The 25931-nt window shown below is 70.8% G+C and carries 24 protein-coding genes; 10 read left to right on the forward strand and 14 right to left on the reverse strand.

Annotated features, from left to right (window positions below; all coding sequences use genetic code 11):
• Positions 1-153: 153 nt before the first annotated feature.
• Complete coding sequence (locus tag AB1L88_RS18630; RefSeq protein ID WP_367098193.1) at positions 154-654, forward strand: GNAT family N-acetyltransferase; 501 nt, start codon at positions 154-156, stop codon at positions 652-654.
• Positions 655-717: 63 nt separating this feature from the next.
• Positions 718-1764, forward strand: a complete 1047-nt coding sequence (gene hisC / locus AB1L88_RS18635; RefSeq protein ID WP_367098194.1) for a histidinol-phosphate transaminase — start codon at positions 718-720, stop codon at positions 1762-1764.
• Positions 1765-1777: 13 nt separating this feature from the next.
• Here the strand turns inward: hisC and AB1L88_RS18640 are convergent, their stop codons facing one another.
• The 9 genes from AB1L88_RS18640 to AB1L88_RS18680 form a co-directional block, all read right to left on the reverse strand.
• Entirely contained in the window at positions 1778-2704 is a 927-nt protein-coding gene (locus AB1L88_RS18640; RefSeq protein WP_367098195.1) for a DUF1559 domain-containing protein, read from the reverse strand.
• Complete coding sequence (locus AB1L88_RS18645) at positions 2701-3132, reverse strand: hypothetical protein (RefSeq protein ID WP_367098196.1); 432 nt, start codon at positions 3130-3132, stop codon at positions 2701-2703. Before AB1L88_RS18645 ends, AB1L88_RS18640 begins: the two co-directional genes overlap by 4 nt.
• Positions 3129-3656 carry a hypothetical protein gene (locus AB1L88_RS18650; protein WP_367098197.1) on the reverse strand — a complete coding sequence of 176 codons (528 nt, stop codon included), beginning with the start codon at positions 3654-3656 and terminating at the stop codon, positions 3129-3131. The genes AB1L88_RS18645 and AB1L88_RS18650 overlap by 4 nt, the downstream gene beginning before the upstream one ends.
• Positions 3653-4129, reverse strand: coding sequence for a prepilin-type N-terminal cleavage/methylation domain-containing protein (locus AB1L88_RS18655; protein ID WP_367098198.1), 477 nt, complete (start codon positions 4127-4129; stop codon positions 3653-3655). The genes AB1L88_RS18650 and AB1L88_RS18655 overlap by 4 nt, the downstream gene beginning before the upstream one ends.
• A complete protein-coding gene (locus tag AB1L88_RS18660; protein ID WP_367098199.1) occupies positions 4126-5388 on the reverse strand; it encodes a type II secretion system F family protein in 1263 nt (420 codons plus the stop codon). Before AB1L88_RS18660 ends, AB1L88_RS18655 begins: the two co-directional genes overlap by 4 nt.
• A gap of 9 nt (positions 5389-5397) precedes the next feature.
• A complete protein-coding gene (locus tag AB1L88_RS18665; RefSeq protein WP_367098200.1) occupies positions 5398-6483 on the reverse strand; it encodes a type II secretion system F family protein in 1086 nt (361 codons plus the stop codon).
• Positions 6484-6590: 107 nt separating this feature from the next.
• Positions 6591-7658, reverse strand: coding sequence for a type II secretion system F family protein (locus AB1L88_RS18670; RefSeq protein ID WP_367098201.1), 1068 nt, complete (start codon positions 7656-7658; stop codon positions 6591-6593).
• Between the two features lie 148 nt (positions 7659-7806).
• Complete coding sequence (locus tag AB1L88_RS18675) at positions 7807-9066, reverse strand: GspE/PulE family protein (protein WP_367098202.1); 1260 nt, start codon at positions 9064-9066, stop codon at positions 7807-7809.
• A gap of 8 nt (positions 9067-9074) precedes the next feature.
• The gene (locus AB1L88_RS18680) at positions 9075-9425 is read right to left on the reverse strand and encodes a hypothetical protein (protein ID WP_367098203.1); all 351 of its coding nucleotides are present in this window, start codon (positions 9423-9425) and stop codon (positions 9075-9077) included.
• Between the two features lie 648 nt (positions 9426-10073).
• On the opposite strand from AB1L88_RS18680, the gene AB1L88_RS18685 reads away from it, so the two are divergent.
• A complete protein-coding gene (locus AB1L88_RS18685; protein ID WP_367098204.1) occupies positions 10074-10535 on the forward strand; it encodes a PaaI family thioesterase in 462 nt (153 codons plus the stop codon).
• Between the two features lie 8 nt (positions 10536-10543).
• Here the strand turns inward: AB1L88_RS18685 and AB1L88_RS18690 are convergent, their stop codons facing one another.
• From AB1L88_RS18690 to AB1L88_RS18700, 3 genes are all read right to left on the reverse strand, one after another.
• Positions 10544-12373 carry a DNA mismatch repair protein MutS gene (locus tag AB1L88_RS18690; protein WP_367098205.1) on the reverse strand — a complete coding sequence of 610 codons (1830 nt, stop codon included), beginning with the start codon at positions 12371-12373 and terminating at the stop codon, positions 10544-10546.
• A gap of 339 nt (positions 12374-12712) precedes the next feature.
• A complete protein-coding gene (locus AB1L88_RS18695; protein ID WP_367098206.1) occupies positions 12713-13408 on the reverse strand; it encodes a TIGR04283 family arsenosugar biosynthesis glycosyltransferase in 696 nt (231 codons plus the stop codon).
• Entirely contained in the window at positions 13408-14727 is a 1320-nt protein-coding gene (locus AB1L88_RS18700; protein WP_367098207.1) for a hypothetical protein, read from the reverse strand. Before AB1L88_RS18700 ends, AB1L88_RS18695 begins: the two co-directional genes overlap by 1 nt.
• Before the next feature lie 203 nt (positions 14728-14930).
• Between AB1L88_RS18700 and AB1L88_RS18705 the strand changes: the two genes are divergently transcribed.
• A complete protein-coding gene (locus AB1L88_RS18705; protein WP_367098208.1) occupies positions 14931-15746 on the forward strand; it encodes a UvrB/UvrC motif-containing protein in 816 nt (271 codons plus the stop codon).
• 376 nt (positions 15747-16122) lie between these two features.
• Here the strand turns inward: AB1L88_RS18705 and AB1L88_RS18710 are convergent, their stop codons facing one another.
• Positions 16123-17016 (reverse strand): dihydroorotate dehydrogenase electron transfer subunit, encoded by an 894-nt coding sequence (locus AB1L88_RS18710; RefSeq protein ID WP_367098209.1) that lies wholly within the window; start codon positions 17014-17016, stop codon positions 16123-16125.
• A 374-nt stretch (positions 17017-17390) separates the two neighbouring features.
• On the reverse strand, positions 17391-19067 hold the full coding sequence (locus AB1L88_RS18715) for a pseudouridine synthase (RefSeq protein WP_367098210.1): 1677 nt from the start codon (positions 19065-19067) through the stop codon (positions 17391-17393).
• Between the two features lie 282 nt (positions 19068-19349).
• On the opposite strand from AB1L88_RS18715, the gene AB1L88_RS18720 reads away from it, so the two are divergent.
• From AB1L88_RS18720 to AB1L88_RS18745, 6 genes are all read left to right on the forward strand, one after another.
• On the forward strand, positions 19350-19889 hold the full coding sequence (locus AB1L88_RS18720; RefSeq protein WP_367098211.1) for a peroxiredoxin: 540 nt from the start codon (positions 19350-19352) through the stop codon (positions 19887-19889).
• A gap of 270 nt (positions 19890-20159) precedes the next feature.
• The gene (locus AB1L88_RS18725) at positions 20160-21368 is read left to right on the forward strand and encodes a Re/Si-specific NAD(P)(+) transhydrogenase subunit alpha (protein ID WP_367098212.1); all 1209 of its coding nucleotides are present in this window, start codon (positions 20160-20162) and stop codon (positions 21366-21368) included.
• A 4-nt stretch (positions 21369-21372) separates the two neighbouring features.
• Positions 21373-21654: an NAD(P) transhydrogenase subunit alpha gene (locus tag AB1L88_RS18730; RefSeq protein WP_367098213.1), complete on the forward strand. Its 282-nt coding sequence runs from the start codon at positions 21373-21375 to the stop codon at positions 21652-21654.
• 3 nt (positions 21655-21657) lie between these two features.
• Positions 21658-23055, forward strand: a complete 1398-nt coding sequence (locus AB1L88_RS18735) for an NAD(P)(+) transhydrogenase (Re/Si-specific) subunit beta (protein ID WP_367098214.1) — start codon at positions 21658-21660, stop codon at positions 23053-23055.
• A 282-nt stretch (positions 23056-23337) separates the two neighbouring features.
• On the forward strand, positions 23338-24783 hold the full coding sequence (locus AB1L88_RS18740) for a DUF1501 domain-containing protein (protein WP_367098215.1): 1446 nt from the start codon (positions 23338-23340) through the stop codon (positions 24781-24783).
• A gap of 55 nt (positions 24784-24838) precedes the next feature.
• On the forward strand, positions 24839-25882 hold the full coding sequence (locus tag AB1L88_RS18745; RefSeq protein WP_367098216.1) for a threonine/serine dehydratase: 1044 nt from the start codon (positions 24839-24841) through the stop codon (positions 25880-25882).
• Positions 25883-25931 lie beyond the last annotated feature (49 nt).

Raw genomic sequence — 25931 nt, forward strand, 5'->3', positions numbered from 1 at the left:
CCGGGCGAATCCCTTCGCCCGGCTCGAAACCGAGGGCCGAATCCGGGTATCATCTCCCCGATCGGCGGCGACATCGGGCGCGAGAACGCCCCTCGACTCATCGCGATCACTCGGCCGACCAGCCCCCTCTTTCCCCCAGCGACCCACCCCCCAATGACCGCGACCATCCGCCCCGCCTCTCCCGACGACTGCGAGACGATCGTCCAACTCATCCGGGAACTGGCCGACTACGAGCAGTTGCTCGACCACGCCAGGGCGACCCCCGACGACGTCCGCCGCGGACTGTTCGGACCTCGCCCCTTCGCCGAGGCCCTGATCGCCGAGTGGGACGGCGAGCCGGTCGGACTCGCCCTCTTCTTCCACACCTTCTCCACCTTCCGGGGGCAGGCCGGCCTCTACCTGGAAGACCTGTTCGTCCGCCCCTCCCAGCGCGGCCGGGGGATCGGCAAGGCCCTCCTCTCCTCCCTCGCGAAGCTCGCCGTCGACCGCGGGTGCGGCCGCCTGGAGTGGTCGGTCCTCAACTGGAACGAGCCCGCCATCGGGTTCTATCAGGCCATGGGAGCCCGCCCGATGGACGAATGGACCGTCTACCGCATCGACGAGGAACCCCTGCAACGGCTCGCCTCGCACGCCCCGGCCCTGTCGGCCGTCTGATCAGTCCCGCTTCATGTGCTCGACCTTCGATCCCCATTCCTCCCGACCGAGAAGGACCCCCCCGTGCTGCCTCACATCGACCGGATGGCCGGCTACGTCCCCGGAGAGCAGCCGCGCGACCCGGGCAGCATCATCAAGCTGAACACGAATGAGAATCCCTATCCGCCGTCCCCTCGGGTGGCCGAGGCGATCCAGGCGGCCCTGGCCGACGGCCGCCTGAGGCGCTACCCCGACCCCTCCGGCACCGCCTTCCGCGAGGCCGTCGCCCGGCGTCACGGCGTGACCCCGGACATGGTCCTGGCCGGCAACGGCTCGGACGATTGCCTGACCATCCTGACCCGCGCCTTCGTCGGGCCCGGCGACCCGGTCGCCTACCCGACCCCCAGCTACGTCCTCTATCGGACCCTCGCCGAGATTCAGGACGCCCGGCCCGTCGAGGTCCCCTTCCTGCCCGACTGGACCCTCCCCCCCGACGCCTTCGCCGCCACCGGCGCCCCGCTCGCCTTCCTGGCCAACCCCAACAGCCCCTCCGGCACCATGCTCCCCGCCGCCGAGGTCGCCGCCATCGCCCGGCAGTTCCCCGGCACCCTCGTCGTCGACGAGGCCTACGCCGACTTCGCCGACGAGGACTGCATCGGCCTCGTCTCCGAACTGCCCAACCTCATCGTCTCCCGGACCCTCAGCAAGGGCCTCAGCCTCGCCGGCCTTCGAATCGGCTACCTGATCGCCCGGCCCGAGGTGATCGAAGGCCTGAACAAGGTCAAGGATTCGTACAACTGCGACGCCCTCAGCCTGCTCGGCGGCGCCGCGGCCCTGGACGATGCCGACTACACCCGGTCGATCCGCGACCGCGTCCTGTCCACCCGCCGCCGCCTGGCAGACGCCATCCGAGCCCTCGGCTACTCCGTCCCCGACAGCCAGGCCAACTTCGCTTGGTGCGAGGGGGGCCCGCCCGCCGAGGAGATCTATGACGCCTTGAAGGCGCACAACATCCTGGTCCGCCTGATGCGCTACCCGGGCCGCGAGCCCGGCCTCCGCGTCACCGTCGGCACCGACGAGCAGATCGACCGCTTCCTCGACGTCCTCGGCACCATCCTCCAGGCCCGCTGATCGCTCCTAGTGATCACCACGAGTTGTCGCTGATCACCTCGCCGTCGGCCCGATGCCCGAGCAGGCGGAACACCTCGCGCGACACCGTGTCCTTGACGAACCGGACCGAGCCGTCGCCGAACGCGAAGTTCGCCCCGCCCGGGTGGTTGCTGCCGAACCCGCCGACCAGCAGCGAGGCCGGCGGGATCTCCTGAGGGGCCTCCGGCTGCTGCTCGGTCCCGTCGAGGCCCCCATCCCCCAGATCCTCCGGGCTCATCCCCAGCGGGAATTGCACCATCGCGTTCGGGGGCGTCCCCGTGTTGCGCAGGGTCGCCCGCGTCCCGGACGCCCAGCCGAGCGTCGGCACCCCCGTCGCCCGGTATTCGCCGAAGAAGATGGTGTTCGTCAGCCCGTCGGGCACCCCCTGGGGGGTCAGGGCGCTGTTCAGGAAGAACGCCCCGTGGTTCGTCTCGTCGATCGGCGCCTCGACCTCGTGATGGCACCCGGCATAGCTCATCTGCGCCGGGCCGGCGGGGCCGCCGAATCCGATCCGCCCGTCGGACGGACAGAGGAAGATCCGCTTCTCCACCATCCGGATCGTGTCGTTGGCCGCTGCGTACAGCCCCGTCTCGAAATTCATCTTCGCGAAGGCGTTCCGCTCCTCGATGAAGGGGAGGATCTGCGTCGCCCAGCCATAATGCTTGCCGACCGCGAGGTTCGGGATCGGCCCCGACCCCGGATCATCCAGCACTCCGGGCGGGAACACCTCGTGTGCCGACGCGTAATTCTGCGAGGCCAGGATCAGTTGCATCAGGTTGTTCGTGCACTGCACCCGCCTGGCCGCCTCCCGCGCCGATTGCACCGCGGGCAGCAAGAGCGCGATCAGCACCCCGATGATGGCGATCACGACCAGCAGCTCGATCAGGGTAAATGCACGCCTTCGATCGTTGAACATGATCATTCCCGCGATCCTCTGGTCAAAGCGTCTGGGTTGATTGCGAATGTCCTGCTGCGTCGCGCCCGATCCTCGACGAATCCATCGGCCGGATAATCCGCCCGAACCTGCACCCGGACCGGCTCGGCCCCGTCGTCCCCGGCGGGGAGCCTCGTGATGACCACCTCGGCCGATCGGCTGCCCCCCAGCGACTCGCCCGGGATCCGCCAGGTCTCTCCGCCGTAATCCCGATCGGCCCCGAGCCGGGCCGCCGCCCGTTCCAGGCCCGCCTCCACCAGCCAGTCGGCCTGGCACCGCCATTCGACCCGCCGAAGCTGGTCCGATCGGGCCTTGCTCACCCGCAGCAGGCCCACCACCACCACGCCCATCGTCCCCAGGCACACCAGGGCGACCAGCGCGGCCCCTCCCCGACGGCGAACCGCCCGACCTCTCATGAGTCGTCCCCCCCGTAACGATGGTCCCGGCCGATCGTGGCGTCGATCCGGACGACCCGACGATCCCCCCCGACCTCCCCCGTCTCCTCGATCGCCAGCGTGACGACCCGCCACGCCCCCGCCTCCCGCACCTCCCACCGAACCGTCGCCCTCGGCCGCAGCCGATACGATTCCCGCCGACCCGCCTCGCCCGGCCCCCCTCCCTCTCGGATCAACGAACGCCCGTCCCTTCGATACACCGTCCGCCGGTCGCCCGGCCCGGTCAGGACGATCTGCTCCGCATCCTCCCCCTCCTCCACGCCCGACGCCGCGTGCCCATCGGCGCGGAAGTCGGCCGCGAGCGTCCCCCCCGTGATCGTCGCGGCCAGGTCGTCCTGGCCCGTCCGTTCCAGGCGGAACATCAATGCCGTCAGGCTCGCGGTCGTCCCGAACAGCACGGCGATGATCGTCATCGCGGCCAGGACCTCGATGAGCGACGCCACCCCCGATCGCTTCCCCCCGCGATGCGTCCCCCGGGCGATCATGATCCGTCCCCCTCCCGGCCCTCGGCCGTCGTCCCGCCCCGGGGCATCCGCCAGGTCGTCAGGCGGACCGACCGGGCCGTGATCCCCGGCCGGGTTCGATACCGGAGCGTCACCGTCAACCGCTCCATCGCCGGCCCGTCCCCCGTCTCCAGCCGCCGATCGACCTCAATCGTCCCCTCCGGCAGCGCCCGGGTCGCGTCCGGCGAGAGCGTTGCGACCTCATCGGGCTCGACTTCCCGGCGCACCAGCCGATCGAGTGCATGCTCGGCCTCCCGGATCGCCACCGCGTGCCGGTCGAGGGCGAGCCGCTCCCTCGCCATCCACGACACGGCCTGGAGCGTCGCGGTCATGCCGACCATCAGCAGCACGACCGCCACCGAGGCCTCGATCAGGGTGAACCCGCCCCGGGCCCGCCCCGGCCGACGCCCCACAGGGCCGCCACCAGCCCGATCATTCAACGCATGGACGTTCATGATGCCATCGCCCTGATGATGGTCACAAGCGGGAGAAAATACGTGAGCACGAAGACAAGCACCGGGACCGCCAGCCCGATCACGGCGACCGGGTAGAGGATCTGGCCCCAGACCATCACGCGGTAGCCGGACCGGCGATCCAGCCCGTCGGCCTGCTGCTCGAGCGCCCAGGAGAGATTCCCGGCCCGCGCCGCCGCATCGAGCACCGCGCCGTCGGCCGGCCGGATCAACCCCGTCGCCACCAGCGATTGCGTCCACGATTGCCCCCGATCGACGCGGGCCGACGCCCATCGGATCCGCCTGCGCACCACCCGGCTCGTGTGGGCCTGCGCGATCCGCTCGAGCGCCTCCGGCATCGGCCGGCCCAGCGCCACCTCTCCCGCCAACGCACGCAAGACCGTCGCCCCGTGACGTTTCAGCAGGAGCCGGTCCACCGCGGCAACCCCCCAGTCGATCGGATCGAAGGCGAGGAACGTGATCAACGGTAACGCGATCAGCTGCACGAGCAGCGCCCCCGCCCAGGCCGGCCCGACGGCCGGATGGCCGGTCACCGCGAAGGTCCACCGCGTGATCGCCGGCAGCTCGACCCCGAAATCCACCGCGATCGCCTCCAGCTTCGGGGCGACCCAGAACATCATGAACCCGACCACCACCTGCATCACCAGCACGACCCCGATCAGGTAACTCAACCGCGATCCCAGTTGCGCCCGGAACGGCTGCTGTTCCCGCCGCCGACGGCCGAGGGATCGCAGGGCCTTCCCCAGCACCGGACCATCCCACCCCATCCGGAGCAGGACGATCCCCTGGCGGGGGAACGACCCCTTCACCCGGGCGAACGCCTCCCCCATCGGCATCCCCCGCTCCATCAGGGCGACGACGGCCCGGGCCTGACGCTCCAGGACGCCCCCGCAGAGCGCCCCGCACGCCTCGATCCCCGGCTCCAGCGGCAAGCCCCGCTCGACCGCGTTCGAGACGACTTGCAGCATCGGCTCCGACCGGATCGAACGGCCCCGGACGAGCATCGCCACGCCCCCGGCCACCACCGCCAGCACCGCCATGACGACCAGCAGGATCGCCACCCCCAGCCCCGCCGGGATGGCCAACCGCACCAGGACCGCCACGACGACGATGAGGATCATCGCGTCTCGCAGCGACATCGCCCGCGCCTTCGGCAGGGGGCGGCCCGGCTCCCCCGCCGGGATCAGGCCCGGGAGGAGTGGCCCCACCTCGCCGGAATCGGGATTCGAAGGAATGCCCATCGGTGATCGTCACCCCAGCATGAAGAAGGGACCGCCCGTCAGTTCCGCAAGTAATTTGAGCGTGGGCATATAAAGCCCCAGCACGATCAGGACCACCCCGCACAGGACGGCCGCCACCGCCATCGCCGACAGGAAGACCCCCAGCAAGGTCGCCTGCGACCGCGCCCTCGCCAGGGAGATCTCCGAGGCCAGGCGGAGCGCGTCGGGCAGGACCCGGTGCGTCTCGGCCCACCCCAGCAGCCGGTCGAACCCGCTCGGGAACAGGCGATACTGCCGGGCGGCGTCGAGCAGCGACCGGCCCTTCTCGACCTCGTGCGACGCCCCGACGCATGCCGACATCAGGTCCGGGTCACGCACCCCGCGGCCGGCCAGCACCAGCGCCTCGGGGATGGTCAGCCGGGCGTCGATCAGCATCGCCAGCAGCGCCGTGAATTCGGCCATCGCCGCGTTCCGCCAGATCCGGCCGAACCCGGGAATCCCGTTGGCCATCCGCCTGCCCCCCCGCAGGGTCGCCCCCCGGGCGAATCGCCAGGCCAGCAAGACCACCAGCAGGCTCCCCACCGGGATCGCCCACCCCGTCGCGTCCGTCCATCGCGACAGGCTCACCAGCACGAGCGTCAAGCGGGGGAGCTGCACCCCGAAGTCCTCGTACACCGACACGAGGTCGAGCGCGACGAAGCGGGCGATCACCTGGAAGACCAGCGCGAAGGCGCAGAGCAGCATCGTCGGATAGGCGAGCCGGATGAGCAAATGCCGGAACAATTCCCGGTCGGCCCGCTCGAACCGCACGGCCTCCAGCAGCAGCTCGTGCGGACGCCCCGACCGCTCCGCCGCCAGCACGAGGCCCGGCAGGTGGTCCGGCATCCGATCCCGCTCGGCCGCGACCGCCTCGCCCAGCGACGCCCCCCCCTCGATCCGGTCGGCCAGGCGATTCAGGCTGTGCGAGACCCGGGCCGATTCCGATTCCCCGGCCAGGGCCCGCAACCCCTCCGGCAAGGTCACGCCGGCCCCGATCAGACCCCCCACGGCCTCGGCCAGTTCCGCCGCCTCGCGACCGCTCAACGGCGATTGCGACGCCGACGACTCGGATTTCATCGGTTCAGGTCGAGGGTCGGACATGTGTCAAGATTCCGGGGTCGGCCGATGAGAGGAATTGCCCGAATCGCGCCCGAGGGGCGGGCGATCGCCCGCCCCGGGCCCGGTCACTTCACCGTTTCCAGGAGCTCCGTGAACGGGATGAACAGGGTCAGCCCGTAGAGGAAGACCGCGGTCCCCCCGACGCCGACCAGGAGAATCAAGGGGATGACCATGCGTTGCACCTCCCCGCGCGCCGCCGCCCGCTCGCGATAGGTCCGCGCGGCGACCCGGAGCGCCCGGGGCAGGTCGCCCCGCGCGGCCCCCGCGGTCATCAACCAGCCCAGCATCGGCGGGAACGCCCGCGAGGCCCGCGCAGGGGCCTCCTCCTCGGCCCGCTCGCCCCGCTCGATCGACCCGGCCAGCCGTTCGCTCGCCTCCCGCATCCGGGCGTCGCCGATCACCCGGCTCGCCAGCCGCAGCGCGTCGGGCATCGGCACCTGATTCTCAAGTAGGAGCGCGAGCAGGTCTGCGAACAGCCCGCTCCGGGTCAGCGAGACCATGGCGGTGATCCCCGGGGCCAGGAGCCTCGGCCCCCTCCCGGGCTCGGCCCCCAGCGCCGACACCCGCCCCGCACGCAACCAGGCCCAGGCCAGCGCCACCAGGGCCGCCAGGCCCATCGGCCCCCAGAGCCAGGCCCACCGCCCGATCCCGCTGAGCAGGGCGATCGAGCCCGCCGAGGCCCCCAGCGACCGGAACCCGACCTCCAGCCGAGGGGCCATCACCGTCACGAACGCGATAAACAGCCCATAGGCCAGCAGGACGAGGATCGCCGGGTAGATCAAGGCGAGCGTGATCGTCCGGCGCAGCTCCGCCCGGCTCCGGACGAAGGCCGTCAGCCCTTCCAGGGCCGCGGTCAACCGGCCCGACCGCATCCCCGCCTCGATGATCGCCCGGTACAGGTCGGGCATCGGTCGCGATTCGAGCGCCAGCGCCTCGGCCAGCGAGCACCCCTCGGCCTCCATCCGCGTGCCGATCGCCGTGGCCACCCGGCCCAGCCGCCCCTTCCAGTCGCGGCCCAGCCCCGCCAGCCCTTGCTCGATCGGCACCCCGGCGCGGACGATCGCCGCGATCTCCTCGTTCAAGGCGATCAGCTCGTCCAGCGAAAGCCGATCGATCGCTCCCCGGCTCGACATCGTCGACAGCCCTCCCCGAACGGCCCGATGCTCGTCCACCGGGGGGATTCTACGACAGTTGTCACAGGCTGTCGAGGGGCGTCTCGGAAATTCCGGGATCTCAAGGGATTCAGGCGCCCTCGGCCCCGACGCTCCGGATGGATCGCGTTCAGGGTCCGGGCGCGGGCCGACCCGAGCCCGTCGGCGTCTGGACGCCGAGCACCCGCCGCACCTCGGCGGGGCTGGTGACGCCTGCGGCCACGGCGGCCACGGCACGATCCCAGAGGCGGATCATGCCCGAGCCCCGCGCCGCCTCCTCGATCCGATCCACGTCGGCCCGCCCCAGCACGGCCCGGCTCACGAGGCTCCAGCCGGGCAGGAGGAACTCGGCGATCGGCAGGCGGCCCCGGTAGCCGGTCCCCGCGCAGGCGTCGCAGGCCGAGGCGGCCCGGGCCGAGTCCAGGGGGAGGCCCAGCATGGCCGGGTCGTCCCCCGAGATCGGCCTTGCGCAGGCGTCGCAGAGCCTCCGGACGAGCCGCAGCGCCACCACCGCCCGCAAGCCGCTCCGCAGGAGATACGGCTCGACCCCCATCTCGGCGAGCCGGCCGATCGCCCCGCTCGCCGACCCCGCGTGGAAGGTCGTCAGCACGAGGTGCCCGGTCAGCGCCGCCTGGAAGGCCATCTCGGCCGTCGAGGGGTCGCGGATCTCCCCCACGGCGATCACCTCCGGGTCCTGCCTCAGCAGCGACCTCAGGCCCGACTCCAGCGTGAAGCCCGCGGCCGGGTTCACCTGCGCCTGCACCACCCCCGCCACCGCCGCCTCGATCGGGTCTTCCAGCGTGACCAGGCACCGATGCCCCGCCGCCGAGGTCGCCAGGGCCCGCAGGCAGGCGTAGAGCGTGGTCGTCTTGCCGCTCCCGGCCGGGCCGGACACGACGATCAGCCCGGACGTCTCCTCAAGCGCGGATCGGAACGAGGTGAGCAGGTCCCCCGGCAGTCCCAGCCGATCGAGGTCGACCAGCCGCCCCGACCCCGCGAAGAATCGCACCACCGCCCGCTCCCCCAGCAGCGTCGGGAACGTGCTGACGCGCACCTCGGCCTGCCCCGGCCGCGAGGCGATCCGCCCCTCCTGGGGCACGTCGGTCCGGTAGGTGAGCAACTGTGCAAGCACCTTGAGCCGCGCCACGACGTTCGGCGCGACCCGGACCGGGAGCAGGGCCATCGGCTGCAAGACGCCGTCGATCCGGTGGCGGATGTCCAGCCCCTCGGCGGTCGGCTGGAGATGCAGGTCGCTGGCCCCGGCCGCCCGGGAGGACCCCAGCAGCAGGTCCACCGCCTCCGTCGCGAACTGCGGGGAGGCGGGGTCCAGGCCGGCCAGCGCCCGGGCCGGGTCCGATGCCGGCGATCCTCGGTCGGGGGGGGCTGCCATCGTCGCGATCAGCCGTGATGTTCCGGGCCGGGCGCGACCTCATGAGCGTTCAGGCGTGCCTCCAACGCCTCGAGCCGGGCCGACAGGGCCGCGACCTTCGCCGACAGCGTGGCCGTGTCCTCGGCCCGGGCCAGCCCCAATCGTTGCGTCACCTGCTCGACGCGCCGGTCGATCTCCGCCTGGAGATCCTCCTGCGCGGTCGAGGCACGATGTTCGAGTTCGGCCTGGAACTTGGCGGCCTCCGCCTCGCTCAGGTCGGCCTGGCGGGCGACCTCCTTGCCCAGCTCCTCGATCTTCTCCTTCGTCATCGCCGCGAGGCCGACGCCGGTGAACAGGGTTCGCTTCACGAGTTCGAACATCGCTCCATCCTTTCGCGTGATTGTCCGTGGATCGGGCCGAGGCGCTCGGCCCCATCCCCCGGCAATGTCCGACCACGCCGCTCGGGCCTGATCGCGATCCCAGAAGCCCGCCGGGGCAGGCTTCGAACCCCTCCGATTGTCTCATTTCCGGACACGCCACGCGAGGGGCTCCTCCCCGTCGCCGACGGCGTGAATCTCGGGTCAATTCCCTGTACACTCGGTCGATGCCGTCGCGCCTCACGCGCCCCTCCCGCCCCCGACCGCCGAGCCGACCGTGACACGCCCAACCCTCTCCCCTTCGCGGTCGAGAGGGGGGCCGCAGGCCGGGCGAGGGGAGTGCTGGTACGGACGCCATGCTTCGCGATCCGGTCCGGGCCCCTCACCCCGGCCCTCTCCCCGAGAGCGGGGGGAAGGTGGCAGACTCAACCCTCGCCCCCTTCGGGGGAGAGGGTGGCCGCAGGCCGGGTGAGGGGGGCCCCGTTCATCGCTCCAGGCCTTGCGTCATCGGCCTCGGCCCCCTCGCCTCGACGCGTGGGAGCGGCAGTCCCCAGGGTCGGCTCGAACCGCCACACGCCGGCGAAGGCTGCTCCATCACCACCTCGACACGCCCGACTCAACCCCCCCGCGACCGCCCAAGGACCCCCTCCCATGGCACTCCCCGACGACTCCCCGGCCCCCCCCCAGGTCCCGGCCGACCTCTCCTACGGGGGCTACTGGGAACTGCTCGGCATGGTCCCGCTCGAACCGGCCCGCCCGGGGGGGCCGGGTCGCGTCCGGCTCGTCGTGGGAGACCAGCACCTCCGCAGCCTCGGCCTCATGCACGGCGGGGTCGCGGCGTCGATCCTCGATTCGTTCATGGGACGGGCCGCCTTCACCCACTCGCCGCCGGGCCATCACCTGGTCACCTTGCAGCTCAACGTCCACTTCATCGGGGCGGCCCGGGTCGGCGACGCCCTCATCGCCGACGGCGAGGTCCAGCACGACGGCCGACGCACCGCCGTCGTCCGCTCCGAGCTGCGGACCGAGCAGGGACGCCTCATCGCCACCGCTTCGGGCACGTTCATGCACCTGCCGACCGATCCGGGACCCTCGCTCGACGCAAAACCCTAGGGGGATGATCAGACCTCCAGCCCCACCGCCCGCATCAACTCCAGCGCATTGCTCTTCCGGACGACCCCGGGCCGCATGATGTAATCGAACCGCATCTTCCCGCCTTCCAGGTGGTCCTCGAAGTGGACGTTCTCGGCCCGGTGGCCCAGGCCCGCCACGATCTCGGCCAGCGCCAGGTCGTGCGTCGTCACCAGGCCGATCGCCCCCCGGTCGAGCAGGCCTTTGACCACCCCCTGCGCCCCCGATCGCCGGTCGTGCGAGTTCGTCCCGTGCAGGATCTCGTCGAGCAGGAAGAGCAGGGGGGGCGGCGTCGAGGCCAGGTCGACCAGCGTCCTCAGCCGCGTGATCTCGGCATAGAATCGCGACCGCCCCGCCTGCAGCGAGTCCTGCACCCGCAGCGTCGACCCCACGCTCATCGGCGACAGCCGCAACCCCTCGGCCCGGACCGGCGCGCCCGCCAGCGCCAGCACCACGTTCACCCCGACGGATCGCAACAGCGTGCTCTTGCCCGACATGTTCGAGCCGCTCACGAGCAGGACCCTCGGCCCGTCCGATCCTCCCAGGCTCACGCTGTTCCGAACGTTCTGACCGTCCGGGATCAACGGATGCCCCAGCGCCTTCGCCTCGATCACCGGCCCTTCCGCCTCGTCCACGATCTCCGGGAACGGGTCGAGCGGCCGCTCATAGGCATACGCCGCCAGCGCGCACAACGCCTCGAACTGCCCCACGGCGTCGAGCCAGCGCCCGATCGACCGGCCCGACCGGTTCCGCCAGCGCTCGATCGCCAGCCCGAGGTGGACCACCCACAGCACCAGGAACGCCAAGGGGGCGAACAGCTGGTTCCGCCGGAAGTCGAGCAGCATCACCAGCCGGGCCAGCCGGGCAATCTGCCGCGACGGCGGCTCGTGCTCGCCGCCCTGCGCGTCCCGGATCGTCAGCAGGCGGGCCGAGGCGAACGGCTCCTGCTCGATCCTCGCCAGCAGCGATTCGAGCAGGCGAAGCTCCTCGGCCCGCTCATCCACGGCGCCGAGCGTCCGGGCCAGGTCGTCCCGGATCGATCGCGAGAAGATCAGGGTCGCCGCGATCGTCGCAAGCAGCGGGAGGCCCCCCATCCCCGCGATCCAGGCCGTCAGGGCCGCCAGGTTCAACACGGCCAGCAGCCAGGCCCCGATCCGCAGCACGGGCGACTTCAGGGCCGCCGGCGCATCGGCCCAGGCGATCAGGGTCGTCGGGTGCAGGCCCTGCTCGATGTCGTCCCCCAGCAGGGCCAGATCCTCCCGCAGGTCGAGCCGGTCGCGCAGCTCCCGCACCGCCTCGTGCCGCGCCCTGATCTCGTCCGCATCGGCCGGGTGGTGCAGCCAGGCCGCCAGCGTCGTCTTCCCCGACCCCGTCCGGGCCGTGCACAGCCGCTCGAAGACCGACCCCGGGCCGAACAGGTCGAGATCCGCGTCGAACGGGTGATCCTCCTTCAGGAAGCGAGTCCCGGGGTCCCCTTTGCCCGCCCATCGGTCCTCGATCCGCGCCAGCCCCGCCTCGTAGAAGGCCACCCGCCGCTCCGCACGCCGATGCGAGCGCCCGACCGCGTCGTACGCGATCACCAGCCCGGCGAACACGACCGCCGGCGCCAGCAACCACCAGGGCGACCCCCATCCCAGGCCGATCGTCACGACCGCCAGCGCCAGGCCCAGCGCGAAGACCAGCAACCGCCCATCGGCGATCTTCCGGTGCCGGTCGCCCAGCCGGTCCGCCTCCTTGCGTCGGGCGTCGCGGCGTCGGACGTATTCGGCAAGCGGGTCGGAACTCCCGGACGGGGACGAGTCGGGGGGACTCTCGGCCACGGTGCGAACTCCCAAAGGGGGCACAGCTGCTCCGACGCCATGACCCCAATCATGACCGGCTCTCGCCCGACGCAGCGCGAACTTCTGAATTGGATCGACGAGCACGACCCGCGACGCCAATCCTCACGGTCTCGGCCCACCAGCATTCCCGACCATCTTACCAGGACCCGCCCCCCGTTGGGATGCCCGCCTCACCGCCCCTGTCGGCTGCCGTCACGTCCTCGAAAACTCACCTCCCGCGTTCGAACAAACCGCCGGGCATTGCGATGCGGTATCCGATGCGTCTTCGAGGACCCGAAGGCACCGTAAAAACACCGGATTAGGGCCTTGCAATCGTCCCTACCTCACCATCGGGTAGAACCTCGCCAGCGTCTCCGTCGTGACCCCCGCCGCCGCCCCGATCGTCAACGCCCAGTTGCGTAGGCTCTGGCCCGCGATCCCGTGGCTCCGCCACCGCCTCGCCGACACGTCGATCCGCCTCGGCAAGAGCGCAATCCTGCCCAGCTTCCGCAAGCGGAGCATCACGTACACGTCCTCCATCAACGGCAACTCCGGGAACCCCCCGACCCGATCGAACGCCCAGCGCGGGATGAAGAGCCCCTGGTCCCCGTAGGGCACGCCCAGCATCCCCGCCCGCAGGTGCGCCGCCGCGTCGATCGCGCGGAAGGCCCGCTCCGGCCCGTCGACCCGCATCCGGAAGCACCCGCCCGGCACTTTCGGGCACCGGGCGACGAACCGCCTCAGGACCCCGATCGCCCCGGCCTCCAGCCGGCAATCGGCGTGCAGGAACAGCAAGACCTCTCCCGAGGCCGCCGCCGCCCCCCGATTCTGCTGCACCCCTCGGCCCCTCGGCGAGGCCACGACCCGAGCCCCGGCCCGCCTCGCCAGCTCGGCCGAGCCGTCGGGGCTGCCCGCGTCGGCCACGATCACCTCGTCGGCCCCCTGGCCGGCGAGATGATCGAGGCACTTCCCGATCGTCCCGGCTTCATTCAAGGTCGGGATCACCACCGACACCCGGGGCAGCAGCTCGGCCATCAGCGTTGCAGGTCGTACAGGTCGCGCGGCGAGTCGTGCAGGACCTGCTGGAGCAACGCCGGCAGATCCTCCTCCCTGGCGAATCCCGATTCCACCTGATGCGCCAGCGCCGAGGCGATCGCCCGCTTGATCACCTGGAGTTTGCCGTACGCCCACTCGACCGAGTACGCGTCGCTCAGATACGCGCAGAACTTCGTCATCGGCACCACCTGCGACCGCAACGCGAAGTGCCGCTCGATCAGGCTCGGGAAGAAGGTGTGCCACCAGTAGCCCGACGTGTACACGTTCGGGAATTGCCGCGCCAGCACCGCGACCTCCTGCGAGAGCACGTCGGAGGCCATCATGATGTCGAACCGCGCGTTGCCGAACTCGTGGAAGGTCCTCGCCATCTCGCTCGTCCAGTCCGTCTGGAACCGCGGGATGCTCTTGCCATCGCAGATGAAATATTCGGCGCCGACGGCAATCTGGACCGCCTTGCGGTGCTCGTGGTGCCATTCCAAAATCGCCCAGGTGACGGCAGCAACCAGGGCGTCCACGTCGGCGTCGGTCGTGTCCTTCACCGTCTCGATCCGGGCGAGGATCGCGTCGATCGTGGCCGGATCGGGCCGATGGAACCGCTGCCCGATCGGCAAAAACGTGTTCGTGAACCGGACCGGCCCGCTCACGGTCCGATCGAGCCAGTCCTGCACCCCCTGGAACAAGGCCCCCGACGACCCCGGCCGCGTCCCCAGGGCCTCGCTCAGGGCCTCGAAGTAATCCAGCTTCCGGGTCCGGCCGGTGAAGAACGGGTCGAGGTCCGTCGCAACCCCCGGGCAGAACAGGTAATGCGCATCGAGCATGAACAGCGCATCGGGCGCAATCGTGCTCGACGCCTCCCCCTTGTTCCCCAGGCTGGTCACGAAGGTCCGAATATTGCAACGCTCCCGGAGGACGTGGGCCGGCCACGCCGGGTCCTTGCCCTTGGCCTCGACCCGATCGAGCAGGTCGCGGTAGTTCGCCTCCGTGACCTCCGGCTCACTGAATTCGTACAGATCCCAGAGGATCCGGTAGACGCACCACGACATCGCCGTGTTCCGCATCCGCTTCAGGTACGGGATCATCCGGCGGATGCGTTCGTCGGCCGGCAAGCTCGGGTCGAGGTCGCTTTTCGGCATCCCGACGGCGATCAGCTCCGTCTGGACCCAGTGGTAGCCGAACAGGGCGGTCAGGTCCGTCGCCGAGGGCCGGTCGCAGTGGATGTGCGTGTGCGGGTCGATGATCGGCGTGGCGTCGATCAGGCGCTCGATCGACTGGGCCAAACCAGGGAGGCTCGTGAACATGGGGGCGGATTCCGTGAAGTCGTGCCGGCTCGAATCGACGGCCGTTGCCGGGGCCGCGAGCATTCTCGGACGATCCCCCTCGCCTGTCAACGAGACCGCGACCATGCCCTCGGCGAGACGATCCGGTATAATGCAGTGGGACCGCTCCAGCGCCCGCCCACGGACCCGGACCTTTTCCTCCAGTCGCCGAACCGGGAGCGATTATGCGGCGCGATATTGACGAGGCCCTTCGGGGCTGGCCCTACGACCCTGAGTTCGACGAAGTCGAGGCCCGAGAAATCCTGGCACGAGACGGCCGCACCGTCCTCCAGATCCGGGTCGACCTCGGCGTCCTCCAGATGGAACTCGACGGCCGACCCGACGGCGCCCGACCCCGCGGCTTCTTGACCTACCTCGATTACCTGCGCCACCGGTCCAAATTCCGGCGGCGGCGCCGATCGCAGGCCGCCGCCGACCCCGGCCCCGTCGGCTGGTCGATGACCCCCGAGCACTGCGCCGAGGCCGACCGCGAGCTCGTCCAGTTCTACCACCGCCGCGTCGCCTTCCTCACGCTCCAGCACTACGAGCGCGCCCTCCGCGACGCCGAGCACAGCCTCAACCTGATGGACTTCATCGCCGACTTCGGCCCGACCCCCGAATACGTCGAGCGTCACGAACGCCTCCGCGCCGGCATCCTCTTCGACCGCACGCAGGCCTCCGCCGCGCTGGCCCTGGAACGCACCAGCCCCGAGGAGGCGATCGACGCCATCCGCGAGGGAATCGACCGCCTCGAACGCCACGCCCGCACCCTCTTCGACATGGACGAGGCCGACGAACTCGACGCCTTCGACCTCCCCGGCGAGGTCGAGACCCCCACCGTCGCCTACATCGAGCGCCTCCGCCGCCTCGAGACCGAGGTCCGCCACCACTTCGAGGTCCCCAAGACCCTCCGCGAGCAGCTCGACGAGGCCGTCGAACACGAAGACTACGAGCGCGCCGCCCACCTCCGCGACCAGATCCGCTCCCGCAGCCGCTCGTGACGCCTCGTCTCGCTCCGACCGATCGCGAGCCTCAATCCCCGCCCACCCTTCCTCATCCCTCTCCCCCGCCCGCGGGGGAGAGGGTGGCCGCAGGCCGGGTAAGGGGGGCTGGTTCGAACGCCACGCCTTGCGATCGGCACTCAGACCCCTCACCCCGGCCCTCGCCCCGCGCGGGGCGAGGGGGAGGAATCTGCTGCGACCCTCACGCACATGAGCGAATGATCGAGCGATCTCAACCCTCGCCCCCGCTCGCGGGGGAGAGGGTGGCCGAACGCCGGGTGAGGGGGGCCTCATCCGGCGCTCCTGGTTTTGCGTCCGATCCTTGCATCGACCGCCGGTTCCGATGCTCCGGGAAGTTCCGGCGGACGCAATCCGATCAATGCCCGCTCCCCAGCGGCCAGGCGACATCCGCCGCCTTCACGATCGGCCCTTCCACGCAGACCCGCTTCAGGTCGATCGTCCCGTCCGCCATCCGCATCGGCACGACGCAACTGAAGCAGGCCCCGAAGCCGCACGACATCTGATTCTCGAGCGACACATCGCACGGGATCCCTTCCCGATCGGCGATCCCCGCCAGCACCGCCAGCATCGCCGGGGGCCCGCAGCCGACCAGCTTGCTCGGCCGGTTCCCCGACTGCAGCCGCTGCATTAACAGGGTCGTCACGAACCCGTGAAACCCCGCCGAGCCGTCATCCGTCGCCAGCGAGACGCGGATCCCGGCCCGCTCGAAGTCCTCGACCCCCGCCGCCAGGTCGGCACTGCGCACCCCATACAGCAACTCGGTCGACGACGCCACCGGCCCCGACCACCCGGCCGGCTCCGCCCCGTAGGATTGCTGGCCCGTCCACCAGCGGCCGAGCGCGAGAAACGGCGTCTGCCCGATTCCCCCGGCGACGAACGTCACCGGGCCGCCGTCCTCGGGAGGCGCGCCGAACCCGTTGCCGAGCGGCCCCCAGACCTCCACGGTCTCCCCCGCCCGCCGTTCGGCCAGGGCGGCCGTCCCCCGGCCGAGCACCAGGTACACGATATCGATCGCCTCGGGCGTACCCGACACCCCCGCTACCGTGTCATACAGCGCGAACGGCCTGCCGAAGAACGGGTCGGTCGCCCCCCGTCGCGTCGGCCGGATCATCACGAACTGCCCCGGCACGATGCAACGCGCCATCTCCGGGGCCAGCAAGCGGATGCGATACGTCCCCCGAGCAATTTGGACGTTCTCGACGATCTCCACCGCTCGATGCGTCACACAGGCCGGAACGACCCCATCCATCTGCCGACTTCCTCCGAACGCCAGGACCCTTGCAGCCGATCGTCAGGCCCGAGCCCTCTCCCCGCTCGCCCGCGAGGCAGCGTGTGACCTCGGGGTAGGTGAACATGTCTTTACGCTCTGAACCCTCTCCCCCGCTCGCGGGGAGACGGAGAGGGTGGCCGCAGGCCGGGTGAGGGGGGCTTCGTCCGTCTCACAACGCCTCGCGTCCTCTCTCCGGCCCCCTCGCCCCCGACTCGGGGGAGAGGGTGGAAGTTGATTCACCCCTCTCCCTTCGCGAGCGAGCGGCCGTCCATCAGGGCCGGGTGAGCGTGTCGGACGAACACCCGCACCGCACACCCCGACGCGCCACCCTGCCCCGACACGAACCGACCCGATCACTCGCCCGCCGACCCCTTCGACCGCCGCGACTTCGGCAACGGCTTCGGCCGACGCTTGGCGACCTGGCCCGGCGGCTTGATCGCCGGCCGACGGCCGCCGGCAGGGCCGTTGCCGCCGCCGATCGGCGGGCCTCCGGGTCCCCCGCCGCTGCGTCTGGCGCCGCCAGGCCCCGAGGTCCCCCGGCTCCTCGGCGGCCCGCCGCTCGTCGACGGCGCCCGACCCCGCCCGGCCGGCGGTCGCGACCGGGGCCCGGCAGGCCGGGGCGGCCTCCCCGACGGGGGCGGCCCGCCCAGGTCGCCGCCATTGAAGATTGGCGGGATCAGGACCTCGTCCGGGCCGTCCTCCAGGTGCGCGGGGCGCTTCCCCTTCGACCCGGTCGGCGGCGGGGCGAACGAGCCGACGGCCCCTCGCCTCGGGACGCCTCCCGGTCGTCGGCCCCCCTGGTCCCGGTCGCGGCCCCCTTGCGGCGGCGGCCCGCCCGGGCGCTTGCCCCGCGGCCCCCCGCCACCGCCGGCCGAACCGACCAGGTGGCCCATGCCCGACCGGGGCCCTGACGACGCCGGCCCGCCCTCGGACCGTCGCCGAGGCGCCTCACGCCGCTTCGCATCGCGCGGCCGGATCGATTCCCCCGACGCGACCCGGCGGAGCATCGCGATCTCGTCCGGTTCCAGGTAGCGCCACTGCCCGGCCGACAGCCCCTTCAGGGTCACCGGCCCGACCGACACCCGGGTCAGACGCATCACCTTGTGGCCGAGCTTCGCCAGCATCCGGCGCACTTCGCGGTTCTTCCCCTCGGCCAGGGTCAGCTCGATCATCGTGGCCTCGCCGTGATTCGATTTCTCGTTCACGAAGCGGGCCGATCGCGCCCTCGCCTTCCCCTCGGCCAGCCAGACCCCTTCCACCAGCTTGTCGATCACCTCCGGACCCGGCTTCCCGGCGACCAGCACGCGATAGACCTTCTCCACCCCGAACCTCGGGTGCGCCAGGCGGTTGGCCAGCTCCCCGTCGTTGGTCAGGAGGATCAGGCCCGTGCTGTCCTCGTCGAGCCGGCCGATCGGATACACCCGCTGCGGCAGGTCGGGCACGATGTCGATCACCCGGGGCCGGCCGGCCGGGTCGGAATTCGTCGTCACGAACCCCTTCGGCTTGTAGACGGCGAGGTAGACGGTCTTCTCCTGCCGGATCCGCTCGCCGTCGACCGTGATCGTCACCTGGTTCGGATCGACCCGCGTCGCCAGGTCGCGCACGACCTGACCATCCACCAGGACGCGCCCCTGGAGGATCAATTCCTCCACCGCGCGGCGCGACCCCAGCCCGGCCGCGGCCAGGACCTTGTTCAGGCGATCCCCCTCGCTCGGCGCCGCCGATCGCGACGGGCCCGAGAACGACCGGCGCGGCCCCGCGTTCGGTCGCGGCCCCGACGACCTGCGCGGCCCCGACGACGAGGGCAGGGGCCCGGTCGGCAGGCCGGCGGGCCGGGGTTTCCGGGGTCTCTGCGGTCCCGACGGGCCGCCCGATTGGCCGGCGCGTCGAGGAGGCGGGCCACCGCCTCGGCGGGGTGGTCGTGGTGCCATGGCGAATTCACTTCCTGCGTCGGCGGACGCAAATCGAGAGGAATGCACGATGCGAAGCGCCGCCGAGCAAGCCAAAAAGACCGGCGGGTCGTTCCTCATTCGTTCGTTCGGTTCATCCAGTATACGATCGCCCCCGAGAAAGGTTCCAGGGAATTACCGAGAAGTCTCCGGCGCCCCCCGACGCCCGGATCGGCCGGCCCACCCCCCCCGAAACACCCCCGCCCGGAAATTTCCCGCAGGCCAATCGGTTGAATCCCCCGCCTCGGCTTGATATGACGAGAATCCCGGCCCTCTCGGGATCGCCACCCGATCCCGGAAGCTCGACGGAGGGCCGATCGCCCCTCGCCTCCCCCCATCGCCACCCCACGGAGTCGCCTGCTCATGACACGCACCATCGCCCATGTCCTGGCCGCCTTCGGCCTGACCCTCGGCCTCGCCCTCTCGGCCAACGCCCAGGACGAAGGCCTGAAGGTCGGCGACAAGGCCCCCGACTTCACCCTGAAGGCCTCCGACGGCAAGACCTATTCCCTCTCCGACTTCAAAGGGGAGAAGGCGGTCGTCATCGCCTGGTTCCCGAAGGCGTTCACCGGCGGCTGCACCAAGCAGTGCACCGCCTACGCCGAGCAGGGCGACCAGCTCAAGGACCTGAACGTCGCCTACTTCACCGCCAGCACCGACACCGTCGACGAGAACACCCGCTTCGCCCAGTCCCTCAACGCCGACTACCCGATCCTCAGCGACCCCGACGCCTCGACCGCCAAGGCCTATGGCGTCCTGATGCCCGAGCGCCCCCTCGCCCGCCGCGTCACCTTCTACATCGACAAGGACGGCGTGATCCAGGCCATCGACTCCCAGATCAACACCGAGAACGCCGGCGCCGACACCGCCAAGAAGCTCAAGGAACTCGGCATCGCCGAATAACGAATCGCCCCGCCTCTCCCCGAGGCCATCCCAGGTCCGACCCATCACGCGGGGGAGCCGCCGGTCCGCAGGGCCGGGGCTCCCCCGCGTCATTGATCTATTCGTAGGGTGCCGTCGAGTCCTCGAAGACGCACCGATCCGCCTCCGAATCCCCTCCCCGCGCCCCCGGAACGACGCCCCGAATCCGTCGGGACCCTTGTCGCAATCATCGGGCGTCCCGGCGGGGGCTTGAGTCGGCCGGTCACTTTGGCGATGCTACGACCTCCCACGATGCGACTGCAAGGACTCGAAGGCGGAGCAATCATGATCGTCGGTGTCGTCAAGGAGCAGTTCCCCGGAGAGCGCCGCGTGGCCCTGATCCCCGCGTCGGTCCCCTCGCTGAAGAAGGCCGGCTGCGAGGTCCTGGTCGAGGCCGGCGCCGGGTCCGAGGCCGGCTACCCCGACCCGCTCTACGAGCAAAAAGGGGCGACCCTCGTCGCCTCTCGGGATGAGGTCTTCGCCCGGTCCGACGTGCTGCTGAAACTGCTCGGCCTCGGCGCCAACCAGGATCACGGCCGCGACGACCTGGCGCGCTACCGCCCCGGCCAGACCGTCATCGGCTTCTTCCGCGCCCTGGGTGCCCCCGAAGCCGTCCGGGAGGTGGCCGCGACCGGCGTCAACGTCTTCGCCATCGAGATGCTCCCCCGGATCACTCGCGCCCAGAGCATGGACGCCCTCTCGTCCATGGCCACCGTCGCCGGCTACAAGGCCGTCATCCTCGCCGCCGACACCCTCCGCCGCATGTTCCCGATGATGATGACCGCCGCGGGCACCATCTCCCCCGCCCGCGTTTTGATCCTCGGCGTCGGCGTCGCCGGGCTCCAGGCCATCGCCACGGCCCGCCGCCTCGGGGCCGTCGTCTCCGCCTTCGACGTCCGCCCCGCCGTCAAGGAACAGGTCCAGAGCCTCGGTGCCCGGTTCGTCGAGCTCCCCCTCGAATCAAGCGATGCCGAGGACACCGGCGGCTACGCCAAGGCCCAGGGCGAGGACTTCCTCCGCCGCCAGCGTGAGCTGATGGCCAGGGTCGTCGCCGAGAGCGACGTCGTCATCACCACCGCCAACGTCCCCGGCCGCAAGGCCCCGGTCCTCGTCACCGCCGAGATGGTCGAGGCCATGGCCCCCGGCTCGGTCATCGTCGACCTGGCCGCCGAGCTCGGCGGCAACTGCGAGCTGACCCAGCCCGGCCAGACCGTCTCCCCTCACGGCGTCAGCATCGTCGGCACGGTCAACCTCGCCGGCACCGTCCCCTATCACGCCAGCCAGATGTATTCCAGCAACATCACCACGTTACTGCTTCACCTTTTGAAAGACGGCCAGCTCGCGATGGACACGTCCGACGAGATCACCCGCGAGACGCTCGTCGCCCGGGGCGGCGAGGTCGTCCACCCCCGGGTCCTCGAGGCCCTCGGCACCGCCCCCGGCGAATCAGGGAGATCATGATCCCATGGAAATCCTCGTCTTCTCCCTGACGATCTTCGTGCTCGCCCTCTTCGTGGGCTTCGAGGTCATCACGAAGGTCCCCCCCACCCTGCACACGCCGCTCATGTCCGGGTCGAACGCGATCTCGGGCATCACCCTGGTCGGCGCGATCCTCTCGGCGGGCCTGCAATATTCGACCCTGACCTCGGTCTTGGGCGTGCTGGCGGTGGCGCTGGCGACGATCAACGTGGTGGGCGGATTCCTCGTCACCCATCGCATCCTCGGGATGTTTCGACGGAAGAGCTGAACCGTGTCCACATCGCTGATCAACCTGGCCTACCTCGTCGCCTCCGCCCTGTTCATCCTCGGCCTGAAGGGGCTCAGCCACCCCCGGACCGCCGTCCGGGGGAACCTGATGGGCGCGCTGGGCATGCTCATCGCCGTCGTCGTCACCCTGCTCAATCAGGAGATCATCGGCTTCGGCGGCATCCTCGTCGGCCTCGCCCTCGGCTCGATCGTCGGCGCCGTGCTCGCCGTCCGCATCCCGATGACCGCCATGCCGCAGCTCGTCGCCGTGCTCAACGGCTTCGGCGGCGGCGCCTCGATCCTCGTCGCCGGGGCCGCCCTGATCGAGGCCGTCGGCCTGACCGAACGCGACGTCACCTCCCAGCTCACCATCGCCACGGCCGTCTCGGGCCTGATCGGGGCCGTCACGCTCTCGGGCAGCTTCGTCGCCTTCGCCAAGCTGCAAGAGCTGATCTCGGGCAACCCGATCCTCTTCCCCGGCCGCCACGCGGTCAACCTGGTCTTGCTCCTCGCCACGATTGCCCTGGCCGCGGCCGTCGCCGTCTACCCCGACCAACCGCTCGCCTACTGGGGCCTCGTGATCGTCGCCTCGACGCTGGGCGTCCTGGCCGTCATCCCGATCGGCGGGGCCGACATGCCGGTCGTGATCGCCCTCTTGAACTCCTACTCCGGCCTGGCCGCCTGCGCCACCGGGTTCGTGCTGAACAACACGATGCTGATCATCGCCGGGTCGCTCGTCGGCGCCTCGGGCCTGATCCTCACCCGGATCATGTGCGACGCGATGAACCGGTCGCTCACCAACGTCCTCTTCGGCGGCGTCGGCGCCGTCGCGGCCCAGCCGGGCGGCGGCAAGGGAGACGACGTCTACGCCGGCCGGGTCAAGTCGGCCGGATCCGAGGAGATCGCCATGATCCTCGAGATCGCCCAGCGGGTGATGATCGTCCCCGGCTACGGCCTGGCCGTCAGCCAGGCGCAGCACTCGGTCCGCGACCTGGCCAACCTGCTCGAATCGCGCGGCGTCCGGGTCGATTTCGCCATCCACCCCGTCGCCGGCCGCATGCCCGGCCACATGAACGTCCTGCTCGCCGAGGCCGACATCCCCTATGAAAAGCTCCTCACCATGGACGAGGCCAACCCCCAGTTCGAGCAGACCGACGTGGCCATCGTCATCGGCGCCAACGACGTCGTGAACCCCGACGCCCGCACCGACCCCACCGGCCCGATCGCCGGCATGCCCATCCTCGACGTCGACAAGGCCCGCACCGTCATCGTCGTCAAGCGCTCCCTCTCCCCCGGCTTCGCCGGCATCCCCAACCCCCTCTTCGCCGCCGACAACACCCTGATGTACTTCGCCGACGGCAAGAAGGCCCTCGTCGACCTCATCGCCGCGCTCCAGAGCTAACCGGCTCTTTCGTTCCGGCGCTCCGAATTTTCTCGTAGGGTGCCGTCGAGTCCTCGAAGACGCACCTCCGGATTCCAACGCGGATCGGTGCGTCTCCGAGGACTCGACCGCACCCTACAGGACGACTCGACCGACCCTTGCAATCCCCCTTCCCATCCTCAGGCCCACCTTGCCCGATGCCACCCCATTCGGATAGGTTGAACTGATGTTGATCTCCCTCCCGGGGGCCGGCGGGTCGTGGGTCGATCGATCGGGGGGGACGAGTCACGGCGGAGGTCTTGCATGATGCGGGGAGTCAATCGAGGCTGCGCACCGTTCCGATCGGGCCTGCAACGCTCGCGCCGCGAGTTCCTCCGCGCCGGGGGGCTGGGCCTCCTGGGCATGAACCTCCCTACCCTCCTCAACGCCCGGGCCCGATCCGCCTCCGTCATGGCCCCGCCCTCGAGCTTCGGCAAGGCCAAGGCGTGCATCCTCCTGTTCATGTGGGGCGGCCCCGCCCAGCAAGAAACCTGGGACCTGAAGCCCGAGGCCCCCGACCAGGTCCGCGGCGAATTCAAGCCGATCGAGACGAACGTCCCCGGCCTGATGATCTCCGAGCACTTCCCCCGCCTGGCCACCCGCTGCGACAAGCTCGCCGTCATCCGATCCGTGCACCACCGCGACGTCAACCACACCACCGCCACCCACGAGCTGCTCACCGGCCGCCCCATCCCCCGGCCCGGCGGCGGCCCGATGAACGAGGACTGGCCCCACTACGGCGCCGTCCTCGAACACATCGACCACTTCAACCGCCGCTCCCCCTTGCCCCCGTACGTCCAGTTCATGCCCGTCAGCACCGACGGCGCCCCCCGCTTCGTCGAGCAGAGCCACGGCCAGGGGGCCGGCTGGCTCGGCCCGGCCCTCAACCCGTTCTCGATCGACCACGACCCCAGCCTCCCCGATTACGACGTCGGCGACTTCCGCCTCCCCGCCGAGGTCGGCCCGACCCGCCGCGACGTCCGCCAGGGACTCCTCCAACTCGTCGAGCAGCAGGCCCGACACCTGGAGCAATCTCCCCAGGTCGACGCCATGGCCTCCCACTACCAGCGCGCCCACGCCCTGCTCACCGACCGCCGCGCGATGGACGCCTTCGACCTCTCGAAGGAAGACCCCCGCCTCCGCGAGCGCTACGGCATGCACGCCCACGGCCAGGCCGTCCTGCAGGCACGCCGCCTCGTCGAGGCCGGCGTGCCGCTGACGACCGTCTTCTGGCAGAACGACGGCATCACCAACGTCAGCGTCTACTGGGACACGCACAACCGCAACTTCGTCGACCTGAAGGACCGCCTCATGCCCCCGGCCGACCAGGCGTTTTCCGCCCTGCTCGACGACCTGGAGGCCCGCGGCCTGCTCGACGAGACCCTCGTCGTCTGGACCGGCGAGTTCGGCCGCACCCCCAAGGTCGGCCAGTCCGTCGTCGGCGGCGCCGGCGCCGGCCGAGACGGCCGCGACCACTGGGCCCACTGCTTCTCCACCGTCCTCGCCGGCGCCGGCATCCAGGGCGGCACCGTCTACGGGGCCTCCGACCGCTGGGCCGCCCACCCCTCCCGCGACCCCGTCACCCCCGCCGACATCGCCGCCACCATCTACCACTGCCTCGGCGTCGACCCCGAGCTGGAGCTGGTCGACACCCTCGGCCGCCCCCTCGCCCTCTGCCTCGGCCGGCCGATCCAGGGTATCCTCTCCTGATCGATCGATTCATCCCCCGGGCTTCGGGTCGCGGCGACGAGGACGAGGCTGAACGATGACGCCCCCCCCACTTGCCATCGACGCGGTCCTCGCCGCCGAACCTTTGGTGCGGCCTCACGTCTCTCCGGCACCCTTGATCCGATCCTACTCCCTGGAGCGGGCCCTGGGCCTCTCCCCCGACCGCCGCGTCTGGCTGAAGGACTTCGGCTGGACCCCGTCCGGGTCGTTCAAACTCCTCGGCGCCCTCAACTGGATGGCGCACCACCTCGACGCCATCGGCGACCGCCCCGTCGCGGCCCACTCGTCCGGCAACTTCGCCTCGGGAATCGCTTACGCCGGCATGTGTTTCGGGCGACGGGTCATCGTCGTCATGCCCGAGACCGCCCCCCGCGTCAAGTTCGACAGGACCCGTGCCTTCGGCGCCGAGATCCGCACCTACGACATCTCCCGCGACCACGAAACCGGCGAGCGCGACCGCCTGACCCGCGCAATCGTCCAGACCGAAGGGGCCGTCCAGGCCTCCCCCTACGACGACCCGCACGTCATCGCCGGCAACGGCGTCGGCGGCCTGGAGATCGTCCGTGATTTGAAGCACGCCGGGCGTGACCTCTCCACCTTCCTCTGCCCGGTCAGCGGCGGCGGCCTCATGGCCGGCATGGCCCTGGCGATCGCCGACGGCTTCCCCTCCAGCCGGATCATCTCGGTCGAACCCTCCGACGCCGACGACTTCCGCCAATCGCTCGAACTCAACCGCCGCGTCCGCCTCGACCACCCCCGGAGCATCTGCGACGGCCTGCTCTCCTACGACGTCGGCGAGCACAACTGGCCGATCCTCCGGCGCCTCGTCACCCGTGCCGTCTCCGTGCCCGACCCCGCCACCCGCGCCGCCATGCGATGGCTCTACGACCAGCACGGCCTCCGCGTCGAGCCTTCCGGCGCGATCGGGGTCGCCGCCCTGCTCGACGGCCGCGTCGACCCGGGCACCTCCGGCGACCTCGTCGTCGTCCTCAGCGGCCGGAACGTCGATGACGCCTCCTTCCGCTCCTGGATCGACGTCGACGCCCCTCCCGCCCCCGCCTGGAAGGTGGCCACCCCTTGATGGGAACCACCGAAGCCCCCCACGCGAGTCGCCAGCGATCTCGGGTGGC

The organism is Tautonia sp. JC769, from assembly GCF_040717455.1.
Taxonomy (GTDB): Bacteria; Planctomycetota; Planctomycetia; order Isosphaerales; family Isosphaeraceae; genus Tautonia.

What these genes read in the sequence shown, in the direction of transcription:
- AB1L88_RS18645 (WP_367098196.1), bottom strand. Translation starts at nt 3,132, where the DNA reads ATGAGAGGTCGGGCGGTTCGCCGTCGGGGAGGGGCCGCGCTGGTCGCC.
- AB1L88_RS18740 (WP_367098215.1), top strand. Translation starts at nt 23,338, where the DNA reads ATGATGCGGGGAGTCAATCGAGGCTGCGCACCGTTCCGATCGGGCCTG.
- AB1L88_RS18630 (WP_367098193.1), top strand. Translation starts at nt 154, where the DNA reads ATGACCGCGACCATCCGCCCCGCCTCTCCCGACGACTGCGAGACGATC.
- AB1L88_RS18725 (WP_367098212.1), top strand. Translation starts at nt 20,160, where the DNA reads ATGCGACTGCAAGGACTCGAAGGCGGAGCAATCATGATCGTCGGTGTC.
- AB1L88_RS18710 (WP_367098209.1), bottom strand. Translation starts at nt 17,016, where the DNA reads ATGGATGGGGTCGTTCCGGCCTGTGTGACGCATCGAGCGGTGGAGATC.
- AB1L88_RS18675 (WP_367098202.1), bottom strand. Translation starts at nt 9,066, where the DNA reads ATGGCAGCCCCCCCCGACCGAGGATCGCCGGCATCGGACCCGGCCCGG.
- AB1L88_RS18650 (WP_367098197.1), bottom strand. Translation starts at nt 3,656, where the DNA reads ATGATCGCCCGGGGGACGCATCGCGGGGGGAAGCGATCGGGGGTGGCG.
- AB1L88_RS18705 (WP_367098208.1), top strand. Translation starts at nt 14,931, where the DNA reads ATGCGGCGCGATATTGACGAGGCCCTTCGGGGCTGGCCCTACGACCCT.
- AB1L88_RS18730 (WP_367098213.1), top strand. Translation starts at nt 21,373, where the DNA reads ATGGAAATCCTCGTCTTCTCCCTGACGATCTTCGTGCTCGCCCTCTTC.
- AB1L88_RS18655 (WP_367098198.1), bottom strand. Translation starts at nt 4,129, where the DNA reads ATGAACGTCCATGCGTTGAATGATCGGGCTGGTGGCGGCCCTGTGGGG.
- AB1L88_RS18685 (WP_367098204.1), top strand. Translation starts at nt 10,074, where the DNA reads ATGGCACTCCCCGACGACTCCCCGGCCCCCCCCCAGGTCCCGGCCGAC.
- AB1L88_RS18700 (WP_367098207.1), bottom strand. Translation starts at nt 14,727, where the DNA reads ATGTTCACGAGCCTCCCTGGTTTGGCCCAGTCGATCGAGCGCCTGATC.
- AB1L88_RS18695 (WP_367098206.1), bottom strand. Translation starts at nt 13,408, where the DNA reads ATGGCCGAGCTGCTGCCCCGGGTGTCGGTGGTGATCCCGACCTTGAAT.
- AB1L88_RS18720 (WP_367098211.1), top strand. Translation starts at nt 19,350, where the DNA reads ATGACACGCACCATCGCCCATGTCCTGGCCGCCTTCGGCCTGACCCTC.
- AB1L88_RS18670 (WP_367098201.1), bottom strand. Translation starts at nt 7,658, where the DNA reads ATGTCGAGCCGGGGAGCGATCGATCGGCTTTCGCTGGACGAGCTGATC.
- AB1L88_RS18745 (WP_367098216.1), top strand. Translation starts at nt 24,839, where the DNA reads ATGACGCCCCCCCCACTTGCCATCGACGCGGTCCTCGCCGCCGAACCT.
- AB1L88_RS18680 (WP_367098203.1), bottom strand. Translation starts at nt 9,425, where the DNA reads ATGTTCGAACTCGTGAAGCGAACCCTGTTCACCGGCGTCGGCCTCGCG.
- AB1L88_RS18715 (WP_367098210.1), bottom strand. Translation starts at nt 19,067, where the DNA reads ATGAGGAACGACCCGCCGGTCTTTTTGGCTTGCTCGGCGGCGCTTCGC.
- AB1L88_RS18665 (WP_367098200.1), bottom strand. Translation starts at nt 6,483, where the DNA reads ATGAAATCCGAGTCGTCGGCGTCGCAATCGCCGTTGAGCGGTCGCGAG.
- AB1L88_RS18640 (WP_367098195.1), bottom strand. Translation starts at nt 2,704, where the DNA reads ATGATCATGTTCAACGATCGAAGGCGTGCATTTACCCTGATCGAGCTG.
- AB1L88_RS18660 (WP_367098199.1), bottom strand. Translation starts at nt 5,388, where the DNA reads ATGGGCATTCCTTCGAATCCCGATTCCGGCGAGGTGGGGCCACTCCTC.